21 protein-coding genes are annotated in these 22,650 nt (G+C 56.1%); 8 read left to right on the forward strand and 13 right to left on the reverse strand.

Annotation, left to right across the window (positions count from 1 at the left end; genetic code table 11):
• The 4 genes from SK62_RS00385 to SK62_RS00400 form a co-directional block, all read right to left on the reverse strand.
• The coding region (locus SK62_RS00385; RefSeq protein WP_156173206.1) for a helix-turn-helix domain-containing protein at positions 1-338 on the reverse strand (338 nt) is incomplete at its 3' end.
• Between the two features lie 192 nt (positions 339-530).
• Entirely contained in the window at positions 531-1,853 is a 1,323-nt protein-coding gene (locus tag SK62_RS00390; protein WP_015571519.1) for an MFS transporter, read from the reverse strand.
• A 260-nt stretch (positions 1,854-2,113) separates the two neighbouring features.
• The gene (gene yhjD, locus SK62_RS00395) at positions 2,114-3,139 is read right to left on the reverse strand and encodes an inner membrane protein YhjD (RefSeq protein WP_023295574.1); all 1,026 of its coding nucleotides are present in this window, start codon (positions 3,137-3,139) and stop codon (positions 2,114-2,116) included.
• A 50-nt stretch (positions 3,140-3,189) separates the two neighbouring features.
• Positions 3,190-4,089, reverse strand: coding sequence for a LysR family transcriptional regulator (locus tag SK62_RS00400; protein WP_017384184.1), 900 nt, complete (start codon positions 4,087-4,089; stop codon positions 3,190-3,192).
• 119 nt (positions 4,090-4,208) lie between these two features.
• Between SK62_RS00400 and SK62_RS00405 the strand changes: the two genes are divergently transcribed.
• Both SK62_RS00405 and SK62_RS00410 read left to right on the forward strand, forming a co-directional pair.
• Positions 4,209-4,967: an SDR family NAD(P)-dependent oxidoreductase gene (locus SK62_RS00405; protein ID WP_032104619.1), complete on the forward strand. Its 759-nt coding sequence runs from the start codon at positions 4,209-4,211 to the stop codon at positions 4,965-4,967.
• A gap of 174 nt (positions 4,968-5,141) precedes the next feature.
• Positions 5,142-5,744: a response regulator transcription factor gene (locus SK62_RS00410; protein ID WP_032104620.1), complete on the forward strand. Its 603-nt coding sequence runs from the start codon at positions 5,142-5,144 to the stop codon at positions 5,742-5,744.
• Here the strand turns inward: SK62_RS00410 and SK62_RS00415 are convergent.
• Both SK62_RS00415 and SK62_RS00420 read right to left on the reverse strand, forming a co-directional pair.
• On the reverse strand, positions 5,723-6,061 hold the full coding sequence (locus SK62_RS00415) for a lysozyme (protein ID WP_015571514.1): 339 nt from the start codon (positions 6,059-6,061) through the stop codon (positions 5,723-5,725). The genes SK62_RS00410 and SK62_RS00415 overlap by 22 nt on opposite strands.
• A 71-nt stretch (positions 6,062-6,132) precedes the next feature.
• Positions 6,133-6,672, reverse strand: a complete 540-nt coding sequence (locus tag SK62_RS00420) for a GNAT family N-acetyltransferase (RefSeq protein WP_017384181.1) — start codon at positions 6,670-6,672, stop codon at positions 6,133-6,135.
• 146 nt (positions 6,673-6,818) lie between these two features.
• Between SK62_RS00420 and SK62_RS00425 the strand changes: the two genes are divergently transcribed.
• On the forward strand, positions 6,819-8,405 hold the full coding sequence (locus SK62_RS00425; RefSeq protein ID WP_023304591.1) for an STY4199 family HEPN domain-containing protein: 1,587 nt from the start codon (positions 6,819-6,821) through the stop codon (positions 8,403-8,405).
• Positions 8,406-8,462: 57 nt separating this feature from the next.
• Here the strand turns inward: SK62_RS00425 and SK62_RS00430 are convergent, their stop codons facing one another.
• From SK62_RS00430 to SK62_RS00445, 4 genes are all read right to left on the reverse strand, one after another.
• The gene (locus tag SK62_RS00430) at positions 8,463-10,112 is read right to left on the reverse strand and encodes an alpha,alpha-trehalase (RefSeq protein ID WP_015571511.1); all 1,650 of its coding nucleotides are present in this window, start codon (positions 10,110-10,112) and stop codon (positions 8,463-8,465) included.
• A gap of 241 nt (positions 10,113-10,353) precedes the next feature.
• A complete protein-coding gene (locus SK62_RS00435) occupies positions 10,354-10,641 on the reverse strand; it encodes a hypothetical protein (protein WP_015571509.1) in 288 nt (95 codons plus the stop codon).
• Between the two features lie 171 nt (positions 10,642-10,812).
• Positions 10,813-12,165: a glutathione-disulfide reductase gene (gene gorA, locus SK62_RS00440; protein WP_017384179.1), complete on the reverse strand. Its 1,353-nt coding sequence runs from the start codon at positions 12,163-12,165 to the stop codon at positions 10,813-10,815.
• Between the two features lie 70 nt (positions 12,166-12,235).
• The gene (locus SK62_RS00445; RefSeq protein ID WP_006808562.1) at positions 12,236-13,078 is read right to left on the reverse strand and encodes a 23S rRNA (adenine(2030)-N(6))-methyltransferase RlmJ; all 843 of its coding nucleotides are present in this window, start codon (positions 13,076-13,078) and stop codon (positions 12,236-12,238) included.
• Positions 13,079-13,286: 208 nt separating this feature from the next.
• On the opposite strand from SK62_RS00445, the gene prlC reads away from it, so the two are divergent.
• Both prlC and rsmJ read left to right on the forward strand, forming a co-directional pair.
• Positions 13,287-15,329: an oligopeptidase A gene (gene prlC, locus SK62_RS00450; RefSeq protein WP_017693817.1), complete on the forward strand. Its 2,043-nt coding sequence runs from the start codon at positions 13,287-13,289 to the stop codon at positions 15,327-15,329.
• Between the two features lie 7 nt (positions 15,330-15,336).
• Positions 15,337-16,089 (forward strand): 16S rRNA (guanine(1516)-N(2))-methyltransferase RsmJ, encoded by a 753-nt coding sequence (gene rsmJ / locus SK62_RS00455; RefSeq protein WP_017693818.1) that lies wholly within the window; start codon positions 15,337-15,339, stop codon positions 16,087-16,089.
• Between the two features lie 91 nt (positions 16,090-16,180).
• Here the strand turns inward: rsmJ and uspA are convergent, their stop codons facing one another.
• Positions 16,181-16,618: a universal stress protein UspA gene (uspA, locus tag SK62_RS00460; protein WP_003861223.1), complete on the reverse strand. Its 438-nt coding sequence runs from the start codon at positions 16,616-16,618 to the stop codon at positions 16,181-16,183.
• A gap of 283 nt (positions 16,619-16,901) precedes the next feature.
• Here uspA and uspB point away from each other — a divergent pair, with 283 nt between their 5' ends.
• On the forward strand, positions 16,902-17,237 hold the full coding sequence (gene uspB, locus SK62_RS00465; RefSeq protein ID WP_003861224.1) for a universal stress protein UspB: 336 nt from the start codon (positions 16,902-16,904) through the stop codon (positions 17,235-17,237).
• Between the two features lie 54 nt (positions 17,238-17,291).
• Here uspB and pitA read toward each other — a convergent pair whose 3' ends face one another.
• Positions 17,292-18,791 (reverse strand): inorganic phosphate transporter PitA, encoded by a 1,500-nt coding sequence (gene pitA / locus SK62_RS00470; RefSeq protein ID WP_017384176.1) that lies wholly within the window; start codon positions 18,789-18,791, stop codon positions 17,292-17,294.
• A gap of 228 nt (positions 18,792-19,019) precedes the next feature.
• Between pitA and SK62_RS00475 the strand changes: the two genes are divergently transcribed.
• Together SK62_RS00475 and SK62_RS00480 are read left to right on the forward strand one after the other, a co-directional pair.
• Entirely contained in the window at positions 19,020-20,219 is a 1,200-nt protein-coding gene (locus SK62_RS00475) for a BaiN/RdsA family NAD(P)/FAD-dependent oxidoreductase (protein WP_003861226.1), read from the forward strand.
• Positions 20,220-20,306: 87 nt separating this feature from the next.
• Complete coding sequence (locus SK62_RS00480) at positions 20,307-21,332, forward strand: TerC/Alx family metal homeostasis membrane protein (protein ID WP_015571505.1); 1,026 nt, start codon at positions 20,307-20,309, stop codon at positions 21,330-21,332.
• 82 nt (positions 21,333-21,414) lie between these two features.
• Here the strand turns inward: SK62_RS00480 and SK62_RS00485 are convergent, their stop codons facing one another.
• Entirely contained in the window at positions 21,415-22,569 is a 1,155-nt protein-coding gene (locus SK62_RS00485; RefSeq protein ID WP_080346137.1) for an IS481 family transposase, read from the reverse strand.
• Positions 22,570-22,650: the final 81 nt, after the last annotated feature.

A 22,650-nucleotide genomic window follows, 5' to 3' on the forward strand; every position in this document is an offset into this window, starting at 1 on the left:
ACGGTGCTGAAGGCAGGCATGGTGTGTCCCTGGTCTTCGAGCCAGCGCTTAATCTTGCGGGCTCCCCAGCGTTCATGACGGGCATGTGCCATGCGCAGCAGGGCAGTGATGTCGTCTGACGAGCGGTTCGGGGAATGGTGCGGTATGCGCGGGCGGTCCTGAAGGCCGGCGGCGCCTTCCTGAACCCAGCGCTGAAGCCACTTGTAGCCGGTGGCAGGGGAAATGCCGTAGTGACGGCAGAGGGAACGGATGTTCGCCCCGTCCTGCGAGGCGAACAAAACAAACTCGGTACGTAATGACATGGTATCTCTCGCATCCCAGGGCATAAGCGACTCCATAAACGGGTTCTTATGCCTTAGTTGTAAGTGTCTACCATGTCCCCGAACAAGTGTTCACTATGTCCCCGGACCGTACACCCTCAAGGGAGAGGGGGCCGTCTGTGCAGGCATTATTTTGTGGGGAGCCCTCAGCCCTGTGGGTGAGGGCTGAATCGTAGGCCGGGTAAGGCGTAGCCGCCACCCGGCATTCACTTACAGCGCCTGATGCTTCGTCTCGTGCGTCAGCAGCAGCGCAATCAGCGTCAGCGCTGCCATTGCCGCCAGATAGACACCCACATAGAATAGGCCATAGTTCGCCTGAAGCCATGTGGCGATATACGGAGCCACCGAGGCGCCCAGAATCGACGAAACGTTATAGGAGAACGACGCGCCGGTGTAACGCACTTCAGTCGGGAACAGCTCCGGCAGCAGCGCGCCCATTGGGCCAAAAGTCAGCCCCATCAGGCTCAGGCCAATCAGCAGATACGCCATCACCAGCGCAGGGCTACCTGAACCCAGCAGCGGCGGGAAGACAAACAGCGCGAACAGAATAATCAGCGAGGTGATGACGATCATGCTTGAACGACGGCCAAATTTATCCGCCAGCAGGCCCGCGATGGGCACCATCACACCAAATCCGATGACCGCCATCATCAGCATCCACAGCACTTCGTTACGCGGCAGGCCCAGGCCGACCGGCGCGGCAGCGGTACTGAAGGTCATGGAGTAAACGGTCATGATGTAGAACAGCGTGTAGGTTGCCAGCATGATGAACGTGCCCAGCACGGTCACGCGGAGGTGTTTGGTCAGCAGCGTCCCCAGCGGAACTTTAACCTGCTTTTTCGCCGCGGCGACTTTAGCGAAGACCGGCGTCTCGTGCAGCGACACGCGAACGTACAGGCCAATCAGCACCAGCACGGCGGAGAAGACGAATGGAATACGCCAGCCCCAGTTCATGAACTGTTCATCAGTCAGCAGCCAGGAGAGGAGCAGGAAGGTGCCGTTAGCAAAGAAGAACCCAATCGGTGCGCCCAGCTGCGGGAAAGAGCCATACAGGGCTCGTTTGCGCGCCGGGGCGTTTTCGGTCGCCAGCAGTGCCGCGCCGCCCCATTCCCCGCCCAGCCCCAGACCCTGCCCAAAGCGCGCCAGCGCCAGCAGCACAGGCGCCAGAATGCCGATAGTTTCATAGGTCGGCAGCAGGCCGATGGCGACGGTGGAGATCCCCATCGTCAGCAGCGAGGCAACCAGCGTCACTTTACGGCCGACGCGATCGCCAAAATGCCCAAAGACCGCTGAACCAATCGGACGCGCAACGAAGGCGATAGCAAAGGTGGCTAAAGACTGTAGCGTGGCTGCCGTCGGGTCGCCCTGAGGGAAGAAAATATGCGGAAAGACAATGACCGCAGCGGTGGCGTAAATATAAAAGTCGAAGAACTCAATGGCGGTGCCAATCAGCGATGCGACGACGACTTTATTGCGCGAGTTGACCGGAACGTGTTCCGCCCCTTCGTTAAGTGTGGTGGCTGTTGCTTGCATAATATTTTCTTATTTTTGGACGAACGAAGGGCCATATTAGGCATAGCAAAAGCGACATTTCAATCTGTAACAAAGGCGTGGTGTGGTCATAAAAGCAACAAAAAGCGGATAATTTTCAGACCAGCGAAAACACTTCTATGAAATGCTTCACACTTTTTAAATATCAGTCATTAAAACTGGTTTTGCGTTAAATAAAAGTTACGGCCTGGATTTATATGCTGAAATGGCGAATCGGGCTGAAATATCAGCCCGACATGATATCAGCGGTGGGTTTTACCCGGCATGCGCGGGTCATCTTTATACTCTGCCGTGGCGATCCACGCGGCGCAGAACAGCGTCAGGCGAGCGAAGAAATAGAAGAAAGCCATCAGCCCCAGCACCGAACCAAAGGCCGCGCCGGAGGGAGACTTCACCAGGGACGGCAGCGTATAGGTCATCACAATCTTGATCACCTCAAAACCAATGGCGGCAATCAATGTCCCGCGCATCAGCGCCTTCTTGCGCGGACGATGGCGGGGCAAACGCCAGAAGATCCAGAAGAACAGAAGGTAGTTAGCAAAGATGGAGATGGCCAGCCCAATGCCGCGCCAGGCCGGTTTCAGCCATTCAATGTAATCCAGGTACAGCGCGGAGATAATCATCTGCTGCGCGGAACCGGCGACCGAGGTGATGGAGAGCGTAATGACCAGCGCCACCAGCAGCCCAATCAGAGAAATAAAGTCGCGCAGATACTTCACCCATATCTTCTCCTGATCCTGCGGTCTACGCTCCCAGACGTCACGCGACTGGGCGCGAATAGCCTCACGCAGGTTGCCCATCCAGTTCACCCCGGAATAGAGCGCAATCAGCAACCCGACGATACCCACGGTGGTACGCTGCTGCACGGCGGTGTTGATGGTGCTTTTGAGCGTTGCGGCGAGCGTCTGGTCGCTGACGTTGGTCAGGATCTTATTGAAGATGTCCTGCAACAGCGTCGGGTGAGACGCCAGCACAAAACCGGCGGCGGCAAATGACACCATCAGGATGGGGATCATCGACAGGAACGAGAAATAGGTAATCGCCGCGCCAAACTGATTTCCCATGCGGTCGTTAAAGCGCTCAGCGGCGCGTATCAGGTGAGCAATCGCGGGTATCTGCTGAATTTTTTCGGCTATGCCGGTCACGGTGCCCAGCGCTTTGCTGGCCGTTCCAGGCTCTTTCGGCGCTTCAGGCTCGTTATCCATCTTTTTGATGGGTTCATAATCTAAATGTTGAGTCGGTCGTTGCGGGTTATTTTCCGGCGTCACGCGCATTTTCCTTTTCGTTGAGCTGGATGTTACTGAATTATAGCTTGTGACTAGTCGACGTAACCTTTTGTGAGTTCGGTAAGCCACTCCATAAACACATGCACCCGGCGGGAGAGGTTACGGCGGTGGGGATAAATGAGGGAGACGGGCATCGGTTCAGCCCGGTATTGCGGCAGGATCTCAACGAGTTTTTTCGTGCGCAGGGCATCACGCACCCCGACGCGCGGAACCTGAATAATGCCAAGCCCGGCGATACAGGCGGCCTGGTAGGTTTCCGTGCTGTTAACCGTCAATACGCCTCCCGTTTTTACCCACTGGGTCGCGCTGCCGTTGTAATACTCAAAACCCTGCGGACGCGTGCCCAGCGTGGCGGAGTAGTGGATGAGGGCATGCGAAGCCAAATCGTCCAGCGTCTCAGGGTAGCCGAATCGCGTCAGATAATCCGGGCTGGCGCAGTTAATCACCGAGAGTTTCCCAAGCGGGCGGGCGATAAGCCCGGAGTCCTTTAAGTTTCCCACGCGAACCACACAGTCAAATCCTTCGCGGATGACATCGACCAGACGATCGCTGCTACTCAGCTCCAGCTCAATGCCGGGAAACTGTTGTAAAAATGCAGGCAGTTTCGGAATGACTACATTTCGCGCAATGGCAACGGGCATATCCACACGTAGCCGACCGCTGATGGTTGAAGGGTCGTGCAGGAACATGCCGTCCAGTTCGTCCAGATTCATCAGCAGATCTTTAGCGCGCTCGTAATAAACCATGCCGTCCTGCGTCAGGCTGACGCGGCGGGTAGTGCGGTGCAGCAGCTGCGTGCCCAGTGCGTTTTCCAGTGCCTGGATCTGTCGCGATACGCTCCCCTTCGGCAGGCTTAACGTCTCCGCCGCGCGGGAAAAACTTTCCAGTTCCGCGACCCGAAGGAAAAGCTGCATTGCGTGTATTTTATCCATAGATGTTGGTCATTGTTGTTATGAATGAAACAGTGAAGCGCTGACGGCACTATTTATTGATTTTCTACCATCTAATAAGCTCTTTCTCAATCTTCATCACAGCCGAAACGAGGTGAATTATGAGTGAACGTATTGCTTTAGTGACGGGCGGTAGCCGCGGCCTGGGGAAAAATGCCGTTTTGAAGCTGGCCGCGGAAGGGACAGGGATCATCCTGACCTGGAACAACAGCCAGCAGGAGGCGCAGGAAGTTGTGCGCGAAATCGAGGGAACAGGTGGAAAAGCGGCAGCATTGCAGCTTAACGTCGGCGATACGGTAAGCTTTTCGCGCTTTGCTCAGCAGGTGAAGGATACCCTCAAACACGTCTGGCAACGTGACACCTTTGACTATTTAGTGAACAACGCAGGTACAGGGTTATACGCACCCTATACCGAGACGACCGAGGCGCAGTTTGATGATGCGCTGAACATTCACTTCAAAGGGCCGTTTTTCCTCACGCAACAGCTGCTGCCGCTCATAAAAGACGGAGGGCGGATCCTGAACGTCTCCAGCGGACTGGCCCGTTTTACTCAGCCCGGTTCAGGCACCTACGCGGCAATGAAAGGGGCGATGGAAGTGCTGACCCGCTATCAGGCAAAAGAGCTTGGTGCGCGCGGAATTTCCGTCAATATCATCGCGCCCGGCGCGATTGAAACCGACTTTGGGGGCGGACGCGTGCGGGATAATGCGGAGCTTAACCAGCTGCTGGCCTCGCAGACAGCGCTGGGACGCGTGGGCCTGCCCGATGATATTGGTGACGCCATTGCGGCGTTGCTCAGTGACAAACTGGGCTGGATGAATGCGCAACGTATTGAAGTTTCAGGCGGTATGTTCCTGTAATGTTCAGTCTTAAGGGGGAGGGAACCCTCTTAAGGAAATCCTTAAAACAAGTATGTCTAAATGCTGGAAGATATAAAGAGAGCTGGGTGATTTGTAACCTCTCCATTCATTGAGTTTTTTCTTAAAAAATGCCTCTGTAGAATCCCCCTTCGCTATTCTCAGAGGAGTAAAACGATGCGAGTAATCATGTTTGACAGGCAGTCATTATTTATTCATGGAGCGATGTACAGTTTGCAGAAGTTAATTCCGAAAATAGAGATGACAGGGGCTCGTCAGACTGATGAATTATGGGCGCAATTATCCGCGTCACCCTCCGCTATCGTCATGATAGATGGGTATTTAATTCGTGATAATGGTGTGGCTTTACTGGAAGAGATTATGGATCGTTTTCCAGCGTCGCGCGTGGTGTTGGTGTTAACGAAAAAAGAGCGACGTTGGGTTGAGCAAATGTTTCAGCGCAACGTGGTGGCGATAGTTCCCCGCAATGCGAATCCCGAACGCTTTTCCGCAGTGCTGGATTCCGTATCGCGTGGAATGGTCTGTTTTCCCGGCGAGTGGCTGAAGCAGCACTCCTCTCAGGATGAACTGGCAGTGTTAAGCGAGCGCCAGCGTGAGGTATTGAAGTTACTGGCGGCCGGAGAGTCCAATAAAGAGATTGGTCGTAATCTCAATATCAGTGCGGCAACGGTAAAAGCCCATCTTGAGACGCTTTTCCGGCGTCTTGATGTCAAAAACCGGACGCAGGCCGCGATGTACTACACCCGGGCGACGGCCTGAAGTATCTTCTCAGGCAGAGGGGACTCTTCCCCAAAACTGAAGAGGGTTAATATCAGGGCGTCATGCTGCTGTTGGGTTAATGGGCGTTTGTTCATTTCCCGCAGCAGCGCCTCACATAATTGAATATCATTAAAAAGCAAATTCTCCGCCTCAATCGGCGTGATGAGACTGTTAAATTTTTCCCACTGGCGAATCACGTGACCATAACCAATAACCCATATACCCTTTTCGTCACGGTATTTCTCCAGGGAAAGACCCTGTTGTTTTTTAATTAATGCGATTGCAGCAGAAGATATCTGCATTGCATAACCCGTCATAAGCGTTTCCTCTTAGTGGCACGACTATAGAGGAAACGCCGCCGGGGAAATATCCGCCAAATGGCTGTTAATCAGGTTAAACTGAACGGGAATTCCTTTTTCAGTAAACCGAATAGCCAGTCGTTATGCCATTGCCCTGAAAGGAAATAACTCTCACGCAACTCACCTTCCAGTTGAAAACCTGTTTTTTCCAGCAGTCGCCTTGAGGCGATATTTCCCGCCGTCACGGTGGCGGTGAGCCGACGGATATTACCCTGAGTCAGCGCGAAATCACACACAGCCCGCAGAGATTCAAAGCCGTAACCTTTCCCCTGCGCAGAGGGCGCAAAGAGAAAACCGACTTCAGCACAATCTGCTTCCCGGTGCACATAGCCGGTTACGCCCAGCGGCGTCTGGCTGGCCGTTTCACGCACCACAAGGCAGAGCCAGTGCGAGCTGCCCGGCGTCCACGGCAACAGACGAGACTCAAAGGCTTCCCGAATGTCCGCCTCGCTACGCGCAGGGGCGACAAAACGCATCACCTCAGGATTTTGCTGTAGCGACAGAAAAAAGGGCCAGTCTTGCTCTTGCAGCGGCGAGCAGGTGAGACGCGCGGTGGTTAAGGCGGGCATGACGATCCTCCGGAGGCATTGCAAATGATTATAAGGTTGTCACTTTATTTCAACAGAAAGTCAGGTATGTTTAACCTCATATAAATAAAAAGAAAAACGACTTTTAATGCCGCTTTAGCGGTACTCATTGTCTCTCAAGGAAAACAATGATGATTAGCTCATCGCATCATACCCGCGAACAGTTTGAACACTGTCTGGCAGCGATCCGTCAGGCGTCTGTTGAAATTTTACTTCTGTTGAATGTACATGTTTCTGAAGGAAAAGATCCACGCTGGTTTCTGGAGCAACTGGATAGCGCCCGCCTGGGGCTGGGCGGGTGGGGCGCCGTAGCCAGGAAGCTGAATCTGAATGATGCGGAAATGACGGCCTTTACGCTGCAATTACGCTTGCTTCAGCAGCGTGTTCCCCAGTATGAAAGCGGGCAGGATGTCAGCGAAAATCAGCTGATTGCGGCGATGCGCTTCGTCACCTCCCTTGAATATCTGCGTCTGCAACAGCCCCTCCTGACCTACGAAACCGGGAGGGTGCCAGAGAAGGAGAGCCAGCTTCAGGCGCAGAAACAGGTGCGTGCCATTGAGCTGATGATTAAAGGGCTGATACAGCAGGCGTGGCCCGATCCGGTGCGGCTGAATAATCATCTTAAGACCTTGTTTAACGCTGAACGCGTGCGTCGCTGGCTGAAAAACGGTGAGATTAATGATGTTCTGAGCGGCATGTTGTTCAGCGAACTGGCCCAGCTGCTGGTGGATAAAAAAGAATTTAGCCGCTACTACGCGCCGCTGTTTAACGCTCCGGACATGCTGACGCTGCTGGTAGAGCCCCGCAAAACCCTGCAAACCTTCCTCGAAGATATTCGACAAATCCGCAACAGCATCACCGTGCAGCAGCCGTTAAGCGGGGCGCAAATCCAGCTGCTCGACTGCTATTACACGCAGATCACCCGCTCCGTTCAGCGCGCGTTTGAGGAAGGGCGGACACGCGTTAACCCGGCGGCGCTGATGGCGGTGGACGAAAGCGAGCTGCACGCGTTCTGGGAAAAGGCGCAAAAAATGGACCGCACCACAGGCGGCGATCTTTTTGAAGTGCGCGACAGTATAGAAAAACCGACTCAGCGCGCCGCGCGTACGCCAGAGCAGCGCGAACAGCTGATTTCCGGCGTGCTGTGGGGAGCGGTTGGCGTGATGGTTATCGCGATTGTCGTGGGGGGATTCTGGCTGGTGACCAGCAGTAAACCGCAGCCGGCTGTGGCCAGTACGGCATCTCCCGCGCAGGTGCAGGAGATGCGCGAAACGCCTTCCTCACGCGAGACGTTAACCCGCATGGGTGTTACCTGGGATGAGAATAATTTCCGCTCGGCCATCAATCGCAATGACACCCGCGTGGCGCTCCTGTTTTTGCAGGGCGGGATGGACTGGAAAATGTCATGGACGGAGGAGGCGTTGTCGGCAGGCTACGACGATGTACTGGAAGTAATGTTGCGCTACCGCCTGCAAATGACAGAGCAAAAGCCCTGCCGACGCTTTATTAATACGCTTAGCCATGCGATGGCGAACGGCGAATCGCTGACGCCTATGCGTAAGCAGTACCTGGAAGCATTCTGTACCGTTCCCGCGGTGGTGAAACGCCAGCAGCACGACGCCGATATGGCAACGCGCCGCGCGAAGACGCAGCCCGATGCCAGCACAAAAAAATGGCAGTCCATCCAGACTGCCATTTATGAGGTGATCCGCTGATTATTTTTCCCCCTCACCCTGCCCCTCAGGGGAGAGGGGCAGGGTGAGGGGTGAGGCTCAGGGCTCCCCATACAGCCCAATCAACCGCCGCACCACGCCATTCGTCCAGCCGAAGCCATCCTGCAACGGATACTCACCCCCGCCACCTTCGCGTGGCGTGCTGCTGGCGATGTGGTACTTCTCAATCAGCTTATGATGGGTTTTGTAGTAATGGTTCACCGTGTGCAGCCAGCTCCAGGCGATCTCATCTCCCAGCGAGTCGTTGCCGTACTGCTTGAACCCCTGGATCGCCATCCACTGGAGCGGCGCCCAGCCGTTCGGCTTATCCCACTGCTCCCCGGTTTCATATTCGGTGGCGAGAATACCGCCCGGCGTGAGCAGACGGGCTTTAACGGCATCGGACAGCCGTTCAGCCTGCTCATGCGTCGCCATGCCCACATACAGCGGCACAATGCTGGCCGCAGAGAACAGCGCCAGGGCTTCACGCCGCCAGTCGTAATCACGATAACAGCCGTTCTCTTCGTCCCACAGATAGCGGTTCACCGCCGCGCGCCGGTCGCTGGCTTTCTGGCGGAACAGATCAGCCGTCTCTTTATCCCCTTTCGACGCGGAGATATTGGCGATAGCGCTCTCCAGTTTGAACAGGAATGCGTTCAAATCAATGGGGATAAATTGTGTCGTGCGGATGCTGGCCAGCCGCGCAGGATCGCGCAGCCAGCGGGATGAGTAATCCCATCCTGAGGCTGCCCCGGCGCGCAGGTCGCGATACACCTCGTTCGGCGGACGACCGGAATGACGGGCGGTTTCCACGTCCTCAATCCACGATTCATCTCGCGGCGTGTCGCGATCGTCCCAGTAGCGGTTGAGCAATGAGCCATCCGGCATGCGAACCGCACTGCGATAGGCCTGATTGAGCAGCAGCGATTCCGCCCCGTCCATCCAGAAGGCGTACTCCATCTTAAGATGCTCAAGATAGCGCTTCGCCCCTCGCACGCCGTCCTCTTCAAACAGCTCCACCATCAGGGCAAAAACGGGCGGCTGGGAGCGGCTGAGATAGTAGGTACGGTTGCCGTTCGGGATATGGCCGTAGCGCTCTATCAGCCAGGCGAAGTTATCGGCCATACATTTCAGCAGATCGTTACGACCGCTTTCAGCAAGCCCCAGCATGGAGAAGTAAGAGTCCCAGTAGTAGGTCTCACTGAATCGCCCGCCGGGCACAATATAGGCCTGCGGCAGCGCCAGCAGCGACGACCACGGGATGTGATCCTGCGGTTCGCGCGTCAGCACCGGCCACAGATTATCAATATGTTCTTTCAGGGACAGGCCGGGGTCAGAGACGTACTCTTTGCTGTAGTCCTCCGGCAGCCAGAAGTGATTCTCCACAAAGCGCGCCAGGTCAAAATCACGGTGACGACGCACCTTGCGATAGCGGATCAAAATATCCAGTGGATCCATCTTCGGCGCGCAGTCGGGAAAGGTTTTGCTGTCCGCAAACAGCCGCGACGACTGGACGTGTTCAAACAGTTCAAGGTAGCGGTCTGCGGGCGTAAGGGCATCGGACGCCGGCAGCCCTTCAATCATTTCCGGTTCCGGCTCTGCCTCGATCATCTCATCCAGTTTTAACTCACAGGGATCGGTTTCGTAGCGCAGCTCTTCTGCAATCTCGAACTCGATATCCTCGGCAGTCTGTAGTTTCTGGTTGAACATGGTGTTCAGGACCTCCGGTTTTTGTCGTAACCAATACGGGTTTTTCCCGGCTATCTTTAAAGCGTAGACATTCGCTTCGGTTAATGCGGTGCGAAGTGTGCGGTAGATCACGCTTTCAAAATGGATTTAAACACGCTGAAAATCAGATATCCCTTTGATTATGAAATTATTAAATCAGAATCTTTGGAAACAGAGCAGGAATAAAATTCAGAGCATTCGGTATTCTGCATATACGCACAGATTAATGTGCCTGACGCGCATCGCCCTGAAGGCTGTTGGCGGTTTGATTGGCTTTCTGGCTGGCGCCTTCGCTTTTATCCATCGCCTTGCTGGCCGCTTTTTCCGCATGGGCGGCGCTGTACGCAGCCAGATGGGAAATCACGATGGCGTAAATGCTCATTAACGACACCCACAGAATGCTGTTTTTCCACCACAGCAGGGTAGGAATCGTCAGTATCGCCCATACCAGCGCGAGAACAAGGTGCATTTTGGCCATCAGTTTTGCGGTGATCTTTACGTGCATTTTCATATCTCTAATCTTTTTCCGTAGTAACAGGCGAACGCGTAGCGCTTTCTAAGATTAGTTAATTCCACCGCGGGTACCGGGTTATTTTGTTACCGTTTGTACAGCCGTTGGGTTTACCTGCCCAGGGCATAAAAAAACCGGCCAGCTGGCCGGTTTTGTTGCGGATCAGACGGATCAGCGCATAGTCACAAACTCTTCCGCCGCAGTCGGGTGGATCGCCACGGTGTTATCGAAGTCTTTCTTCGTTGCGCCCATCTTCAGTGCCACCGCGAAGCCTTGCAGGATCTCGTCCATGCCGAAACCAATGCCGTGGATGCCGACGATCTTCTCCTCCGGGCCCACGCAGACCAGCTTCATGCGGCATGGCTGACGGTGCGAGGTGACCGCGGTATACATCGCGGTAAACGCCGATTTATACACTTTCACCTGGTCATCGCCGTACTGCTCACGCGCCTGCGGCTCGGTTAAGCCGACGGTACCGATTGGCGGGTGGCTGAAGACCACGGTCGGGATGTTGCTGTAGTCCAGATGTTCGTCCGGCTTGTTATTAAACAGACGCTCGGAAAGACGACGCCCCGCCGCCACGGCAACCGGCGTCAGCTCTACGGCGCCGGTGTTATCACCGACGGCATAAATGCCCGGTACGCTGGTGTTCTGGAATTTATCAACGACAATGTAGCCTTTTTCATTGGTTTTCACCCCGGTTGCGGCCAGATTGAAGTTGTCGGTGGCCGGTTCACGACCAATCGCCCAGATCAGGCAATCAACGGTCTGGCTGCGACCATCTTCCAGCTCCAGAGTCAGGCTACCGTCCGCATTTTTCACCACCGCTTTTGGCACGGCGTTGGTGTGCAGGGTTGGGCCTTCGGCGTTCATCACCTCGACCAGCGTGTCGACGATCAGCGGGTCAAAGCTGCGCAGCGGCGCGTGTTTACGCACGAACAGGTGCGCTTCCGCTCCCAGGCCGTTAATCACGCCGGCCAGCTCAACCGCGATGTAACCTGCGCCCACAATGGCAACGCGTTCTGGCAGAGCAGGCAGCTCGAAGAAACCGTCGGAGTCGATACCGTATTCCGCGCCCGGAATGTTCGGGTGGCTCGGACGGCCACCGGTGGCGATCAGGATGTGATCGGCGGTGATCGTCTCGCCGTTCACTTCGATCGTCTTCGCATCCACGAAACGGGCGAAGCCGCGGATCACGTCGACGTTATTCTTGCCCAGTACGTTATCGTACGAGGTGTGAATACGGTCGATGTAGGCGGTACGGCTGGCGATCAGTTTATCCCAGTCGAAGTGGTTGATGGTGGTGTCAAAGCCGTAGTCCGGGCCATACATATGGATAGCTTCACGGATTTGCGCGGCATGCCACATCACTTTCTTCGGTACACAACCCACGTTCACGCAGGTGCCGCCGAGTTCTTTGGCTTCAATCAGCGCACACTTCTGGCCGTACATGGCTGCACGGTTGATGGAGGCGATGCCGCCGCTGCCGCCGCCGATTGCGATGTAGTCATAATGCTTAGTCATAGCGTTGTCCTTAATCGTGAATTGCCGCGATTGTATACCTGAAATCAATAGTTTCCACCGATGGCTGCGATTACTCCGGCACGATCCAGCTCACGGTGGCGTGACCCGTACCGGCTGGCACCAGCGTTTTGTGCAGCCACGGCAGCACGTTGTTCATCTGTGCTTCGAGCTTCCACGGCGGGTTAATGACGATCATGCCGGACGCGGTCATGCCGCGCTGGTCGCTGTCAGGGCGCACCGCCAGCTCAATTTGCAGGATTTTACGAATGCCGGTCGCTTCGAGGTCTTTGATCATGCGTTTAATTTGCGCGCGCAGCACTACCGGATACCACAGGGCATAGGTGCCGGTCGCAAAGCGTTTGTAACCTTCGTTAATGCCGGTCACCACCGCCTGATAGTCGGTTTTGATTTCGTACGGCGGGTCGATCAGCACCAGGCCGCGACGGGAAACCGGCGGCAGTTTGGCTTTCAGCTGCTGGTAGCCATCGGCTTTGTCCACGCGGGCGCGGTTATCTTTCTGAAACTCAGAACGCAGCAGCGGGAAGTCGCTCGGGTGCAGCTCTGTCAGCTGAAGGCTGTCCTGCTCGCGCAGCAGCTGGCGGGCAATCAGTGGTGAACCCGGGTAGTAACGCAGCTGGCCGTTGCGGTTGAAGTGATTCACCACGCCAATGTACGGCTCCAGCTCGGCAGGCAGATCGTCCTGCTGCCAGATACGCGCAATCCCTTCCAGATATTCACCAGTACGCTCGGCATGCTCGCCGCTCAGCTGATAACGGCCCGCGCCCGCGTGGGTGTCCAGATAAAGGAACGGTTTATCCTTTTCTTTAAGCGATTCGATGATCAGGCTCTGAACGGTATGTTTGAGGACGTCGGCGTGGTTGCCTGCGTGGAAGCTGTGGCGATAACTGAGCATGGGTAATGATATTCCGCTGAATTGACGATTTGCCACAGTTTACAGCAGAACGGCACAGATTACCCGCAGGCCCGGTAAGCGCAGCGCCACCGGGCGTTTTTCGACAACCTTCGGCATTGAAATCCTCTACACTTAACCCCATTACTGAAAACAATATGCACAGCGCCGGATGCGCGCTTCATTCATCTATTTCAACAGGACAGCGTTTATGACCAATCCATTACTGACGCCTTTTTCGTTGCCACCGTTTTCTAAAATCCTCCCTGAGCATGTGGTTCCGGCCGTTACCCAGTCGTTGAACAACTGCCGTGCGGCGGTAGAAAACGTGGTCGCGCAGGGCGTGCCGTACACCTGGGAAAATCTGTGTCAGCCGCTGGCCGAAGTGGACGACGTGCTGGGGCGTATCTTCTCCCCGGTGAGTCACCTGAACTCGGTGAAAAACAGCCCGGAGCTGCGTGAGGCCTACGAACAGACCCTGCCGCTGCTCTCTGAGTACAGCACCTGGGTCGGTCAGCATGAGGGGCTCTACAAAGCCTACCGCGACCTGCGCGACGGCGACCACTATGCCGAACTGAACACGGCGCAGAAAAAATCGGTCGATAACGCCCTGCGTGATTTCGAACTGTCCGGGATTGGCCTGCCAAAAGAAAAACAGGTTCGCTACGGCGAAATCGCCGCGCGCCTGTCCGAGCTGGGCAACCAGTACAGCAACAACGTCCTCGACGCCACCATGGGCTGGACGAAGCTGATTACCGATGAATCTGAACTGGCGGGTATGCCGGAAAGCGCGCTGGCGGCGGCAAAAGCCCAGGCCGAAGCGAAAGAGCAGGAAGGCTTCCTGTTAACGCTGGATATCCCAAGCTATCTGCCGGTGATGACCTACTGCGACAACCAGGCCCTGCGCGAAGAGATGTACCGCGCCTACAGCACCCGCGCCTCCGATCAGGGGCCGAATGCCGGTAAGTGGGATAACAGCCCGGTGATGGCGGAGATCCTCGCCCTGCGCCACGAGCTGGCACAGCTGCTGGGCTTCGACAGCTATGCCGATAAATCCCTTGCCACCAAAATGGCCGAGAACCCACAGCAGGTGCTCGACTTCCTGACCGATCTGGCGAAACGCGCCCGTCCTCAGGGTGAAAAAGAACTGGCTCAGCTGCGCGCCTTTGCGAAAGCGGAGTTCGGCGTGGACGAGCTTCAGCCGTGGGATATCGCGTACTACAGCGAAAAACAGAAACAGCATCTCTACAGCATCAGCGACGAACAGCTGCGTCCGTACTTCCCGGAAAACAAAGCCGTTAACGGCCTGTTCGAGGTGGTGAAACGCATCTACGGCATTACCGCGAAAGAGCGTACCGACATCGACGTCTGGCATCCGGACGTGCGCTTCTTCGAGCTGTATGACGAGAAAAACGAGCTGCGCGGCAGCTTCTATCTGGATCTTTACGCGCGTGAAAACAAACGTGGCGGGGCGTGGATGGACGACTGCGTGGGCCAGATGCGTAAAGCGGATGGTTCCCTGCAAAAACCGGTCGCCTACCTGACCTGTAACTTCAACCGCCCGGTGAGCGGCAAACCTGCGCTGTTTACCCACGATGAAGTGATCACCCTGTTCCACGAGTTCGGTCACGGCCTGCACCACATGCTGACCCGCATCGAAACCGCTGGCGTCGCCGGTATCAGCGGTGTGCCATGGGATGCGGTCGAGCTGCCAAGCCAGTTTATGGAAAACTGGTGCTGGGAGCCGGACGCGCTGGCATTTATCTCCGGCCATTACGAAACGGGCGAACCGCTGCCGAAAGAACTGCTGGATAAAATGCTGGCGGCGAAAAACTACCAGGCGGCGATGTTCATCCTGCGTCAGCTGGAGTTCGGCCTGTTCGACTTCCGCCTGCACGCCGAGTTCAGCCCGGAGCAGGGGGCGAAAATCCTCGAAACCCTGGCTGAGATTAAAAAGCAGGTCGCGGTTATTCCAGGCCCGACCTGGGGACGCTTCCCGCACGCGTTCAGCCATATCTTCGCAGGCGGGTACGCCGCAGGCTACTACAGCTACCTGTGGGCCGACGTGCTGGCGGCAGATGCCTTCTCGCGCTTCGAAGAAGAGGGGATTTTCAACCGCGAAACCGGTCAGTCGTTCCTTGATAACATCCTGACGCGCGGCGGTTCAGAAGAGCCTATGGAGCTGTTCAAACGCTTCCGTGGCCGCGAGCCGCAGCTGGATGCGATGCTGGAGCATTACGGAATCAAAGGCTGATTGCTACGTGAAGATCTGCTTAGTAGATGAAACAGGCGCCGGGGACGGCGCCTTATCTGTTCTGGCGGCCCGCTGGGGGCTGGAACATGATGAAGACAACCTGATGGCGCTGGTGATGACGCCGGAACATCTGGAGCTGCGCAAGCTCGATGAGCCAAAGCTTGGCGGGATTTTTGTCGATTTTGTCGGCGGCGCGATGGCGCACCGGCGTAAGTTTGGCGGCGGTCGCGGTGAAGCGGTGGCCAAAGCGGTCGGCATTAAAGGCAGCTATCTGCCGGACGTGGTGGATGCCACGGCGGGGCTGGGGCGCGATGCCTTTGTGCTGGCGTCTGTCGGCTGTCGGGTGCGGATGCTGGAGCGTAATCCAGTTGTCGCCGCGCTGCTCGACGACGGGCTGACGCGGGGCTACGCGGACCCGGAAATCGGCCCGTGGTTACAGGAACGTTTGCAACTTATTCATGCCTCCAGCCTGACGGCGCTGACCGATATCACCCCGCGCCCGCAGGTGGTCTATCTCGACCCCATGTTCCCGCATAAGCAGAAAAGCGCGCTGGTGAAGAAAGAGATGCGGGTGTTTCAGTCTCTGGTGGGGCCAGATTTAGATGCCGATGGCCTGCTGGAGCCGGCTCGTCAGCTGGCGACGAAGCGGGTGGTGGTGAAGCGGCCGGACTATGCGCCGCCGCTGGCGGACGTTGCGACCACTAACGCGGTGACCACCAAAGGACACCGATTTGATATTTATTCGGGAACGCCAGAATAAAAAAGCCGGGTGGCGGCTTCGCCTTACCCGGCCTACATTCAGTGCCGCTTGTAGGCCCGGTAAGCGTTAGCGCCACCGGGCTTTTTTGCACTTACTCGTCTTCTTCGTCACGCAGTGGAACAATCAGCATATCCACGTGTACGGTGTTAATCAGCTGGCGCGCGGAAGACATCAGCTTGCTCCAGAAGTCCTGGTGATGACCGCATACCACCAGGTCCATATCGTATTTCTTAATCGCATCAACCAGCACCTGGCCCAGATCGCCGCTACCGCTTAAGGTTTCAGTGATTGGATAGCCCGCGTTGGTAGAAAGCTCGCTCAGCGCGTGGTGAGTCTCTTCGGAGATGCGTTTCTGCATATCGCCGAGATTCACGTCGATCAGACCGGTGTAGAGGTCGGAGTAATTCACATCAACGTGAATCAGCGAAACTTTCGCGTTGTAGGGACGTGCCATGGATACTGCTTTATCAACCAGCACTTTACTCTCCGGGGAGAGGTCTACCGCGATGAGAATGTGTTTGTAAGCCATAGTGTTACTCCTTCCTTAAGTTATCGATGACTAAATGGGAAAGCCGTCGTCTGATGCTTTCATTACGGCCCAGTTAAACATATTTTTCAAGCTTTGGTGTTGATAACGATTAACCTTGTGGCAAAAAAATTAACGGATCTCCTACACTATTTAATGAGCCGTTCGGATATTAAAACGCGAACCGGATCGACTTTTGGTCATTCTTTCACTGAACTGTCTGTCAGGGCATTGGGGTGCGGTAGCTCAGGAGCCTTGCTTCGTGGGCGGACGCCGGGGAGGATGTATGATTAGCACCGTCGCATTGTTTTGGGCGTTATGCGTGGTTTGCATAGTGAATATGGCGCGCTACTTCTCATCGTTACGTGCGCTGTTAGTGGTACTTCGTGGTTGCGATCCGTTGCTTTATCAGTATGTGGACGGTGGAGGGTTCTTCACCTCGCACGGACAGCCCAGCAAGCAGATGCGTCTGGTGGGGTATATCTACTACCAACGCTACCGCGATCACCACGATGAAGAGTTTATCCGTCGCTGCGAGCGCCTGCGTCGTCAGTTCATTTTGACCAGCGCCCTGTGTGGTCTGGTTGTGGTGAGTATGATTGCGCTCATGATTTGGCACTGAGCATAAAAAAAGCGGGCCAGTTTCCTGACCCGCTTTTTTGTCGCCTTCAGCCGATTAAATCAGCTTCAGCGAAATCCAGTACAGACCGCCAGACAGCAGGATGGACGCCGGGAGGGTGAACACCCAGGCCATCAGAATGTTGGTCACGGTTTTACGCTGCAAACCGCCGCCGTCAACAATCATGGTACCTGCCACGGACGAAGAGAGTACGTGGGTGGTGGAGACTGGCATACCGGTGTAGCTCGCCAGACCGATAGATACCGCTGCCGTCATCTGCGCGGACATACCCTGCGCATAGGTCATGCCTTTCTTACCGATCTTCTCACCGATGGTGGTCGCCACACGACGCCAGCCAATCATCGTACCGATACCCAGCGCCAGTGCGACCGCCATGATGATCCAGATTGGCGCGTACTCAATGGTGTTGAGCATATCGCCTTTCAGTTTCTTCAGCAGACGTTGGTCGTCAGCATTAACCTCTGGCAGCTTCGCGACTTTATCGGTCACGTCGGAGATACAGAGCATGATGCGACGCAGTTGACCACGCTGTTCAACAGCCAGTTTGTCATAGCTTTCGATATCGGCCAGCATGCCTTTCGCACGTTCCAGCGCGTTAATCGCGTTTGCCGGATGGCAATGGAACTCGCCCGGTGCCGTCGTTGCGCCTGACTCCGGAGAAGGAATCAGCTGGTCCACGCCGGTCGCTTTCTTCAGCAAATCAGGATGCTGCTGGAAGTAAGTCTCAACGTTGTTTACCGCATCACGGGTACGGGTGATTTCGTAACCGGAGGCGTTCATGTTAACCACGAAGCCCGCCGGTGCGACGCCAATCAGAACCAGCATCACCAGGCCGATACCTTTCTGACCATCGTTCGCGCCATGAGAGAAGGCGACGCCAATAGCGGAAATGATCAGCGCGATACGCGTCCAGAACGGCGGCTTTTTCTTGCCGTCTTTCTTCTCACGCTCTGCTGGCGTCAGATGGATACGCGCACGTTTTTTCGTGTTGCTCCAGTAGCGACGCAGGATGAAAATCAAGCCACCCGCCACCACCAGACCGACGATAGGGGAGATGATCAGAGAGCCGAAAATGCCGATAACTTTCGGGATGTTCAGCGCATCAACGACGGAGGTCCCGGTCATCAGGGCATTGGTTAACCCGATACCGATAATCGCGCCGATGAGGGTGTGAGAGCTGGATGCCGGCAGACCGAAATACCAGGTACCGAGGTTCCAGATAATCGCAGCAAGCAGCATTGAGAACACCATGGCCAGGCCATGACCGGAACTCACGTTAAGCAGCAGATCCGTTGGCAGCATATGCACAATGGCATACGCAACGCTCAGTCCGCCCAGGAGGACACCAAAAAAGTTAAATACCGCCGCCATCACGACCGCAAGCTGCGATCGCATTGCGCGAGTGTAGATAACCGTTGCTACTGCGTTTGCAGTGTCGTGGAAGCCGTTGATCGCTTCGTAAAACAGCACAAAAACCAGAGCAAGCAATAATAAAAGCCCGGTATGTAAATCCAGGCCGGCAAACAAATGTAGCATAGGACGTTACGCCATTTTGAGGACATGAACGCGGCGCATTATCCAGGACAAATGCGCAACGGGCAAAGTGAAATATAGACTTTTTTTGACATACCACCTGATTTGAGAAATGTGCCTGAAAGGATAATCTTTAAATATCAATGAAATGGCTTTGTAATATCTTTTTACGCTGGTGCGACCACTGAGGAAACTTTACAATCCGCGGCAGTTAACGAAGAGGATTTTGACGTGGAAAGGTTTGATGCCGTAGTAATTGGCGCCGGTGCGGCGGGTATGTTTTGTGCGGCGATGGCCGGACAAGCGGGTCGTCGCGTGCTGCTGCTGGATAACGGAAAAAAGCCTGGCCGCAAGATCCTGATGTCTGGCGGCGGGCGATGCAACTTTACTAATCTTTATGTCGAGCCTGCGGCCTATTTGAGCCAGAACCGTCATTTTTGCAAATCTGCGCTGGCGCGCTACACCCAGTGGGATTTTATCGAGCTGGTGGGTAAACACGGTATCGCGTGGCATGAGAAGACGCTGGGGCAGCTGTTCTGCGACGACTCCGCGCAGCAAATTGTCGATATGCTGGTGGCCGAGTGCGAGAAAGGCGGCGTAGTTATGCGCCTGCGCACCGAAGTGCTGGACGTCGCCCGTGACGAGCAGGGCTACACGCTGCAACTCAACGGTGAAACCGTCAGCGCCGATAACCTGGTGATCGCCAGCGGCGGCCTCTCGATGCCGGGGCTGGGCGCTTCACCGTTCGGCTATAAAATTGCCGAGCAGTTTGGCCTGAAGGTACTGCCCACCCGCGCCGGGCTGGTACCGTTCACGCTGCATAAGCCGCTGCTGGAACAGCTTCAGACGCTCTCCGGCGTGTCTGTGCCGTCAGTCATTACGGCCGAAGACGGCACGGTGTTCCGCGAAAATCTGCTCTTTACTCATCGCGGACTCTCGGGCCCGGCGGTATTGCAGATCTCCAGCTACTGGCAGCCGGGGGAGTTTGTCTCCGTAAACCTGGTGCCGGACTGCGATCTGGACGCCTTCCTCAACGAGCAACGCGCCGCGCACCCGAATCAAAGCCTGAAAAATACCCTGGCGATGCAGCTGCCGAAGCGTCTCGTGGAGTGCTTGCAGGTGTTAGGGCAAATTCCGGATGTCGCGCTCAAGCAGCTCAACAGCCGCGAGCAGGAAACGCTGGTGGAGACGCTGACGAACTGGCGCGTACAGCCAAACGGCACCGAAGGCTACCGCACGGCGGAAGTGACGCTGGGCGGCGTGGATACAAACGAACTCTCATCCCGCACGATGGAAGCCCGCAACGTGCCGGGTCTTTATTTCATTGGTGAAGTGATGGACGTGACCGGCTGGCTCGGCGGGTATAACTTCCAGTGGGCGTGGGCCAGTGCCTGGGCATGCGCGCAGGCACTCGCTGAAAAGAACGGTTAATATTTATTTTTTTAGCGTGCTGCGTCCTTATCGGGTCCACGCTTTTTATTGTGTGCATGGTGTTTTGTCTTCTTAAAAGGGTTGTCTATGTCTGCTGCTCATCTCGGTTTCCCGACGGAAACCGTTGTTGTCTTCGTGGTGATGGCCGTTGGGGCGATGTTTATCGACCTCTTCATGCACCGTCACGATAAACCGATCTCGCTGAAAAGCGCGGTCATGTGGTCCATCTTCTGGGTCATGATGGCGATGGCCTTCGCCGGATTCTTATACGTGCACCACGGCGCGGAGATGGCCAGTCTGTTCCTGACCGGCTATGCGCTGGAAGAGGTGCTCTCCGTCGACAACCTGTTTGTGATGATGGCGATCTTCGCCTGGTTTGGCGTGCCGGATAGATATCGTCACCGCGTGCTCTACTGGGGCGTACTCGGGGCGATTGTGTTCCGCGGTATTTTTGTTGCCATTGGCACCAGCCTGCTGAGCCTGGGACCGTATGTTGAGGTCATTTTTGCGCTGGTCGTCGGCTGGACGGCGGTGATGATGCTGAAACGCAATGAAGAGAGCGATGAAGTAGAAGATTACTCCAACCATCTGGCGTACCGCCTGGTGAAACGCTTCTACCCGGTGTGGCCAAAAATCAGCAGCCATGCGTTTATCCTGACCCAGAAAGAGGTGGATGCCGAACTGGAGAAACCTGAAAACAAGGATGTGATGGTAGGCCGCGTGAAGAAGGCGAAGCGCTACGCGACGCCGCTGCTGCTCTGCGTCGCGGTGGTGGAGCTGTCCGACGTGATGTTCGCCTTCGATTCCGTACCCGCAATCATCGCCGTCAGCCGTGAGCCGCTGATCATCTACAGCGCCATGATGTTCGCGATCCTCGGCCTGCGTACCCTCTACTTCGTGCTGGAAGCGCTGAAGCAGTATCTGGTGCATCTGGAGAAAGCGGTGGTGTTACTGCTGTTCTTCGTGGCGTTCAAGCTGGGGCTGAATGCGACCGACCACTTCTGGCATCACGGTTATAACATCGGCGCCACGGCAAGCCTGTTTGTGGTGCTGGGGGTACTGGCGCTGGGGATTATTGCGAGCGTGATGTTCCCGGGAAAACGTGAGGCCTGATGTACCACTTTTCTCCCTCTCCCTGTGGGTGTACAGTCCGGGGACATGGTAGACAGGTGTTCGGGGACATGGTGAACACTTTTTAACATCCTTTACCCATGATGATCGACTTTTTCTTCAGGTCGATCATCCCCACTTTCGTGCTGTACCACCATACTTCATAGCAGCCGTCCTCCTGTGTCTCCCTCAGCCCCACACGCTCTCCCCTGAAGGCCTTCCCTGCGTTCAGACTGATACCCTGTATGCTCAGCTTCCCGCTGATATCCACCTTCCTGACCACCACGCCTTCATCGTACTCCGGTGGGGGTGTGCCGGCGCGGTACTGCCGCGCAGACGGCTGGTATCTCGAGGCCGGTACTGCCATGTCCAGCGCTTCATGTGGCCGTTCAAGGTTGTACACCGTCCGCCAGTGGTCGAAAGCGCGCTGCAACTCACCGCTGTCCGCGAACCATCTCTCCTGTAGCACTTCCGCCTTCAGGCTGCGGTGAAAACGCTCCAGCTTGCCCTGCGTCTGCGGATGGTAAGGCCGGGAATGGCCCACCCGGATACCGTGGCGCATCAGCCACAGCTCCAGCGCCGTCCAGGTGCCGGTGGTGTCACCCCACGGCGAGCCGTTGTCCATCGTCATCCGGTCCGGCAGGCCGTAACGCTCAAACACGCTGACCAGTTGCTGCTGCACGGTCTCGCGCCGTTCATCGGTACAGTGCGCCAGGCACAGGGAAAAACGGGAGTGGTCATCCAGCAGGGTGAGCGGATGGCAGCGGCCACCGCCAAAGGGAAAGTGGCCCTTAAAATCCATCTGCCAGAGCCTGTTCGGCGCATCGTGTTCGAAGCGGCCCGTAGCCGGAATACCGGGCGCCGTTCCCGGCAGCAGGCCATGGCGGGCCATCAGGTTATGGACGGTGCTGAAGGCAGGCATGGTGTGTCCCTGGTCTTCGAGCCAGCGCTTAATCTTGCGGGCTCCCCAGCGTTCATGACGGGCATGTGCCATGCGCAGCAGGGCAGTGATGTCGTCTGACGAGCGGTTCGGGGAATGGTGCGGTATGCGCGGGCGGTCCTGAAGGCCGGCGGCGCCTTCCTGAACCCAGCGCTGAAGCCACTTGTAGCCGGTGGCAGGGGAAATGCCGTAGTGACGGCAGAGGGAACGGATGTTCGCCCCGTCCTGCGAGGCGAACAAAACAAACTCGGTACGTAATGACATGGTATCTCTCGCATCCCAGGGCATAAGCGACTCCATAAACGGGTTCTTATGCCTTAGTTGTAAGTGTCTACCATGTCCCCGAACAAGTGTTCACTATGTCCCCGGACCGTACAGTGG

Source organism: Enterobacter sp. BIDMC109, from assembly GCF_001037885.1.
GTDB classification, from domain to species: domain Bacteria; phylum Pseudomonadota; class Gammaproteobacteria; order Enterobacterales; family Enterobacteriaceae; genus Enterobacter; species Enterobacter hormaechei_C.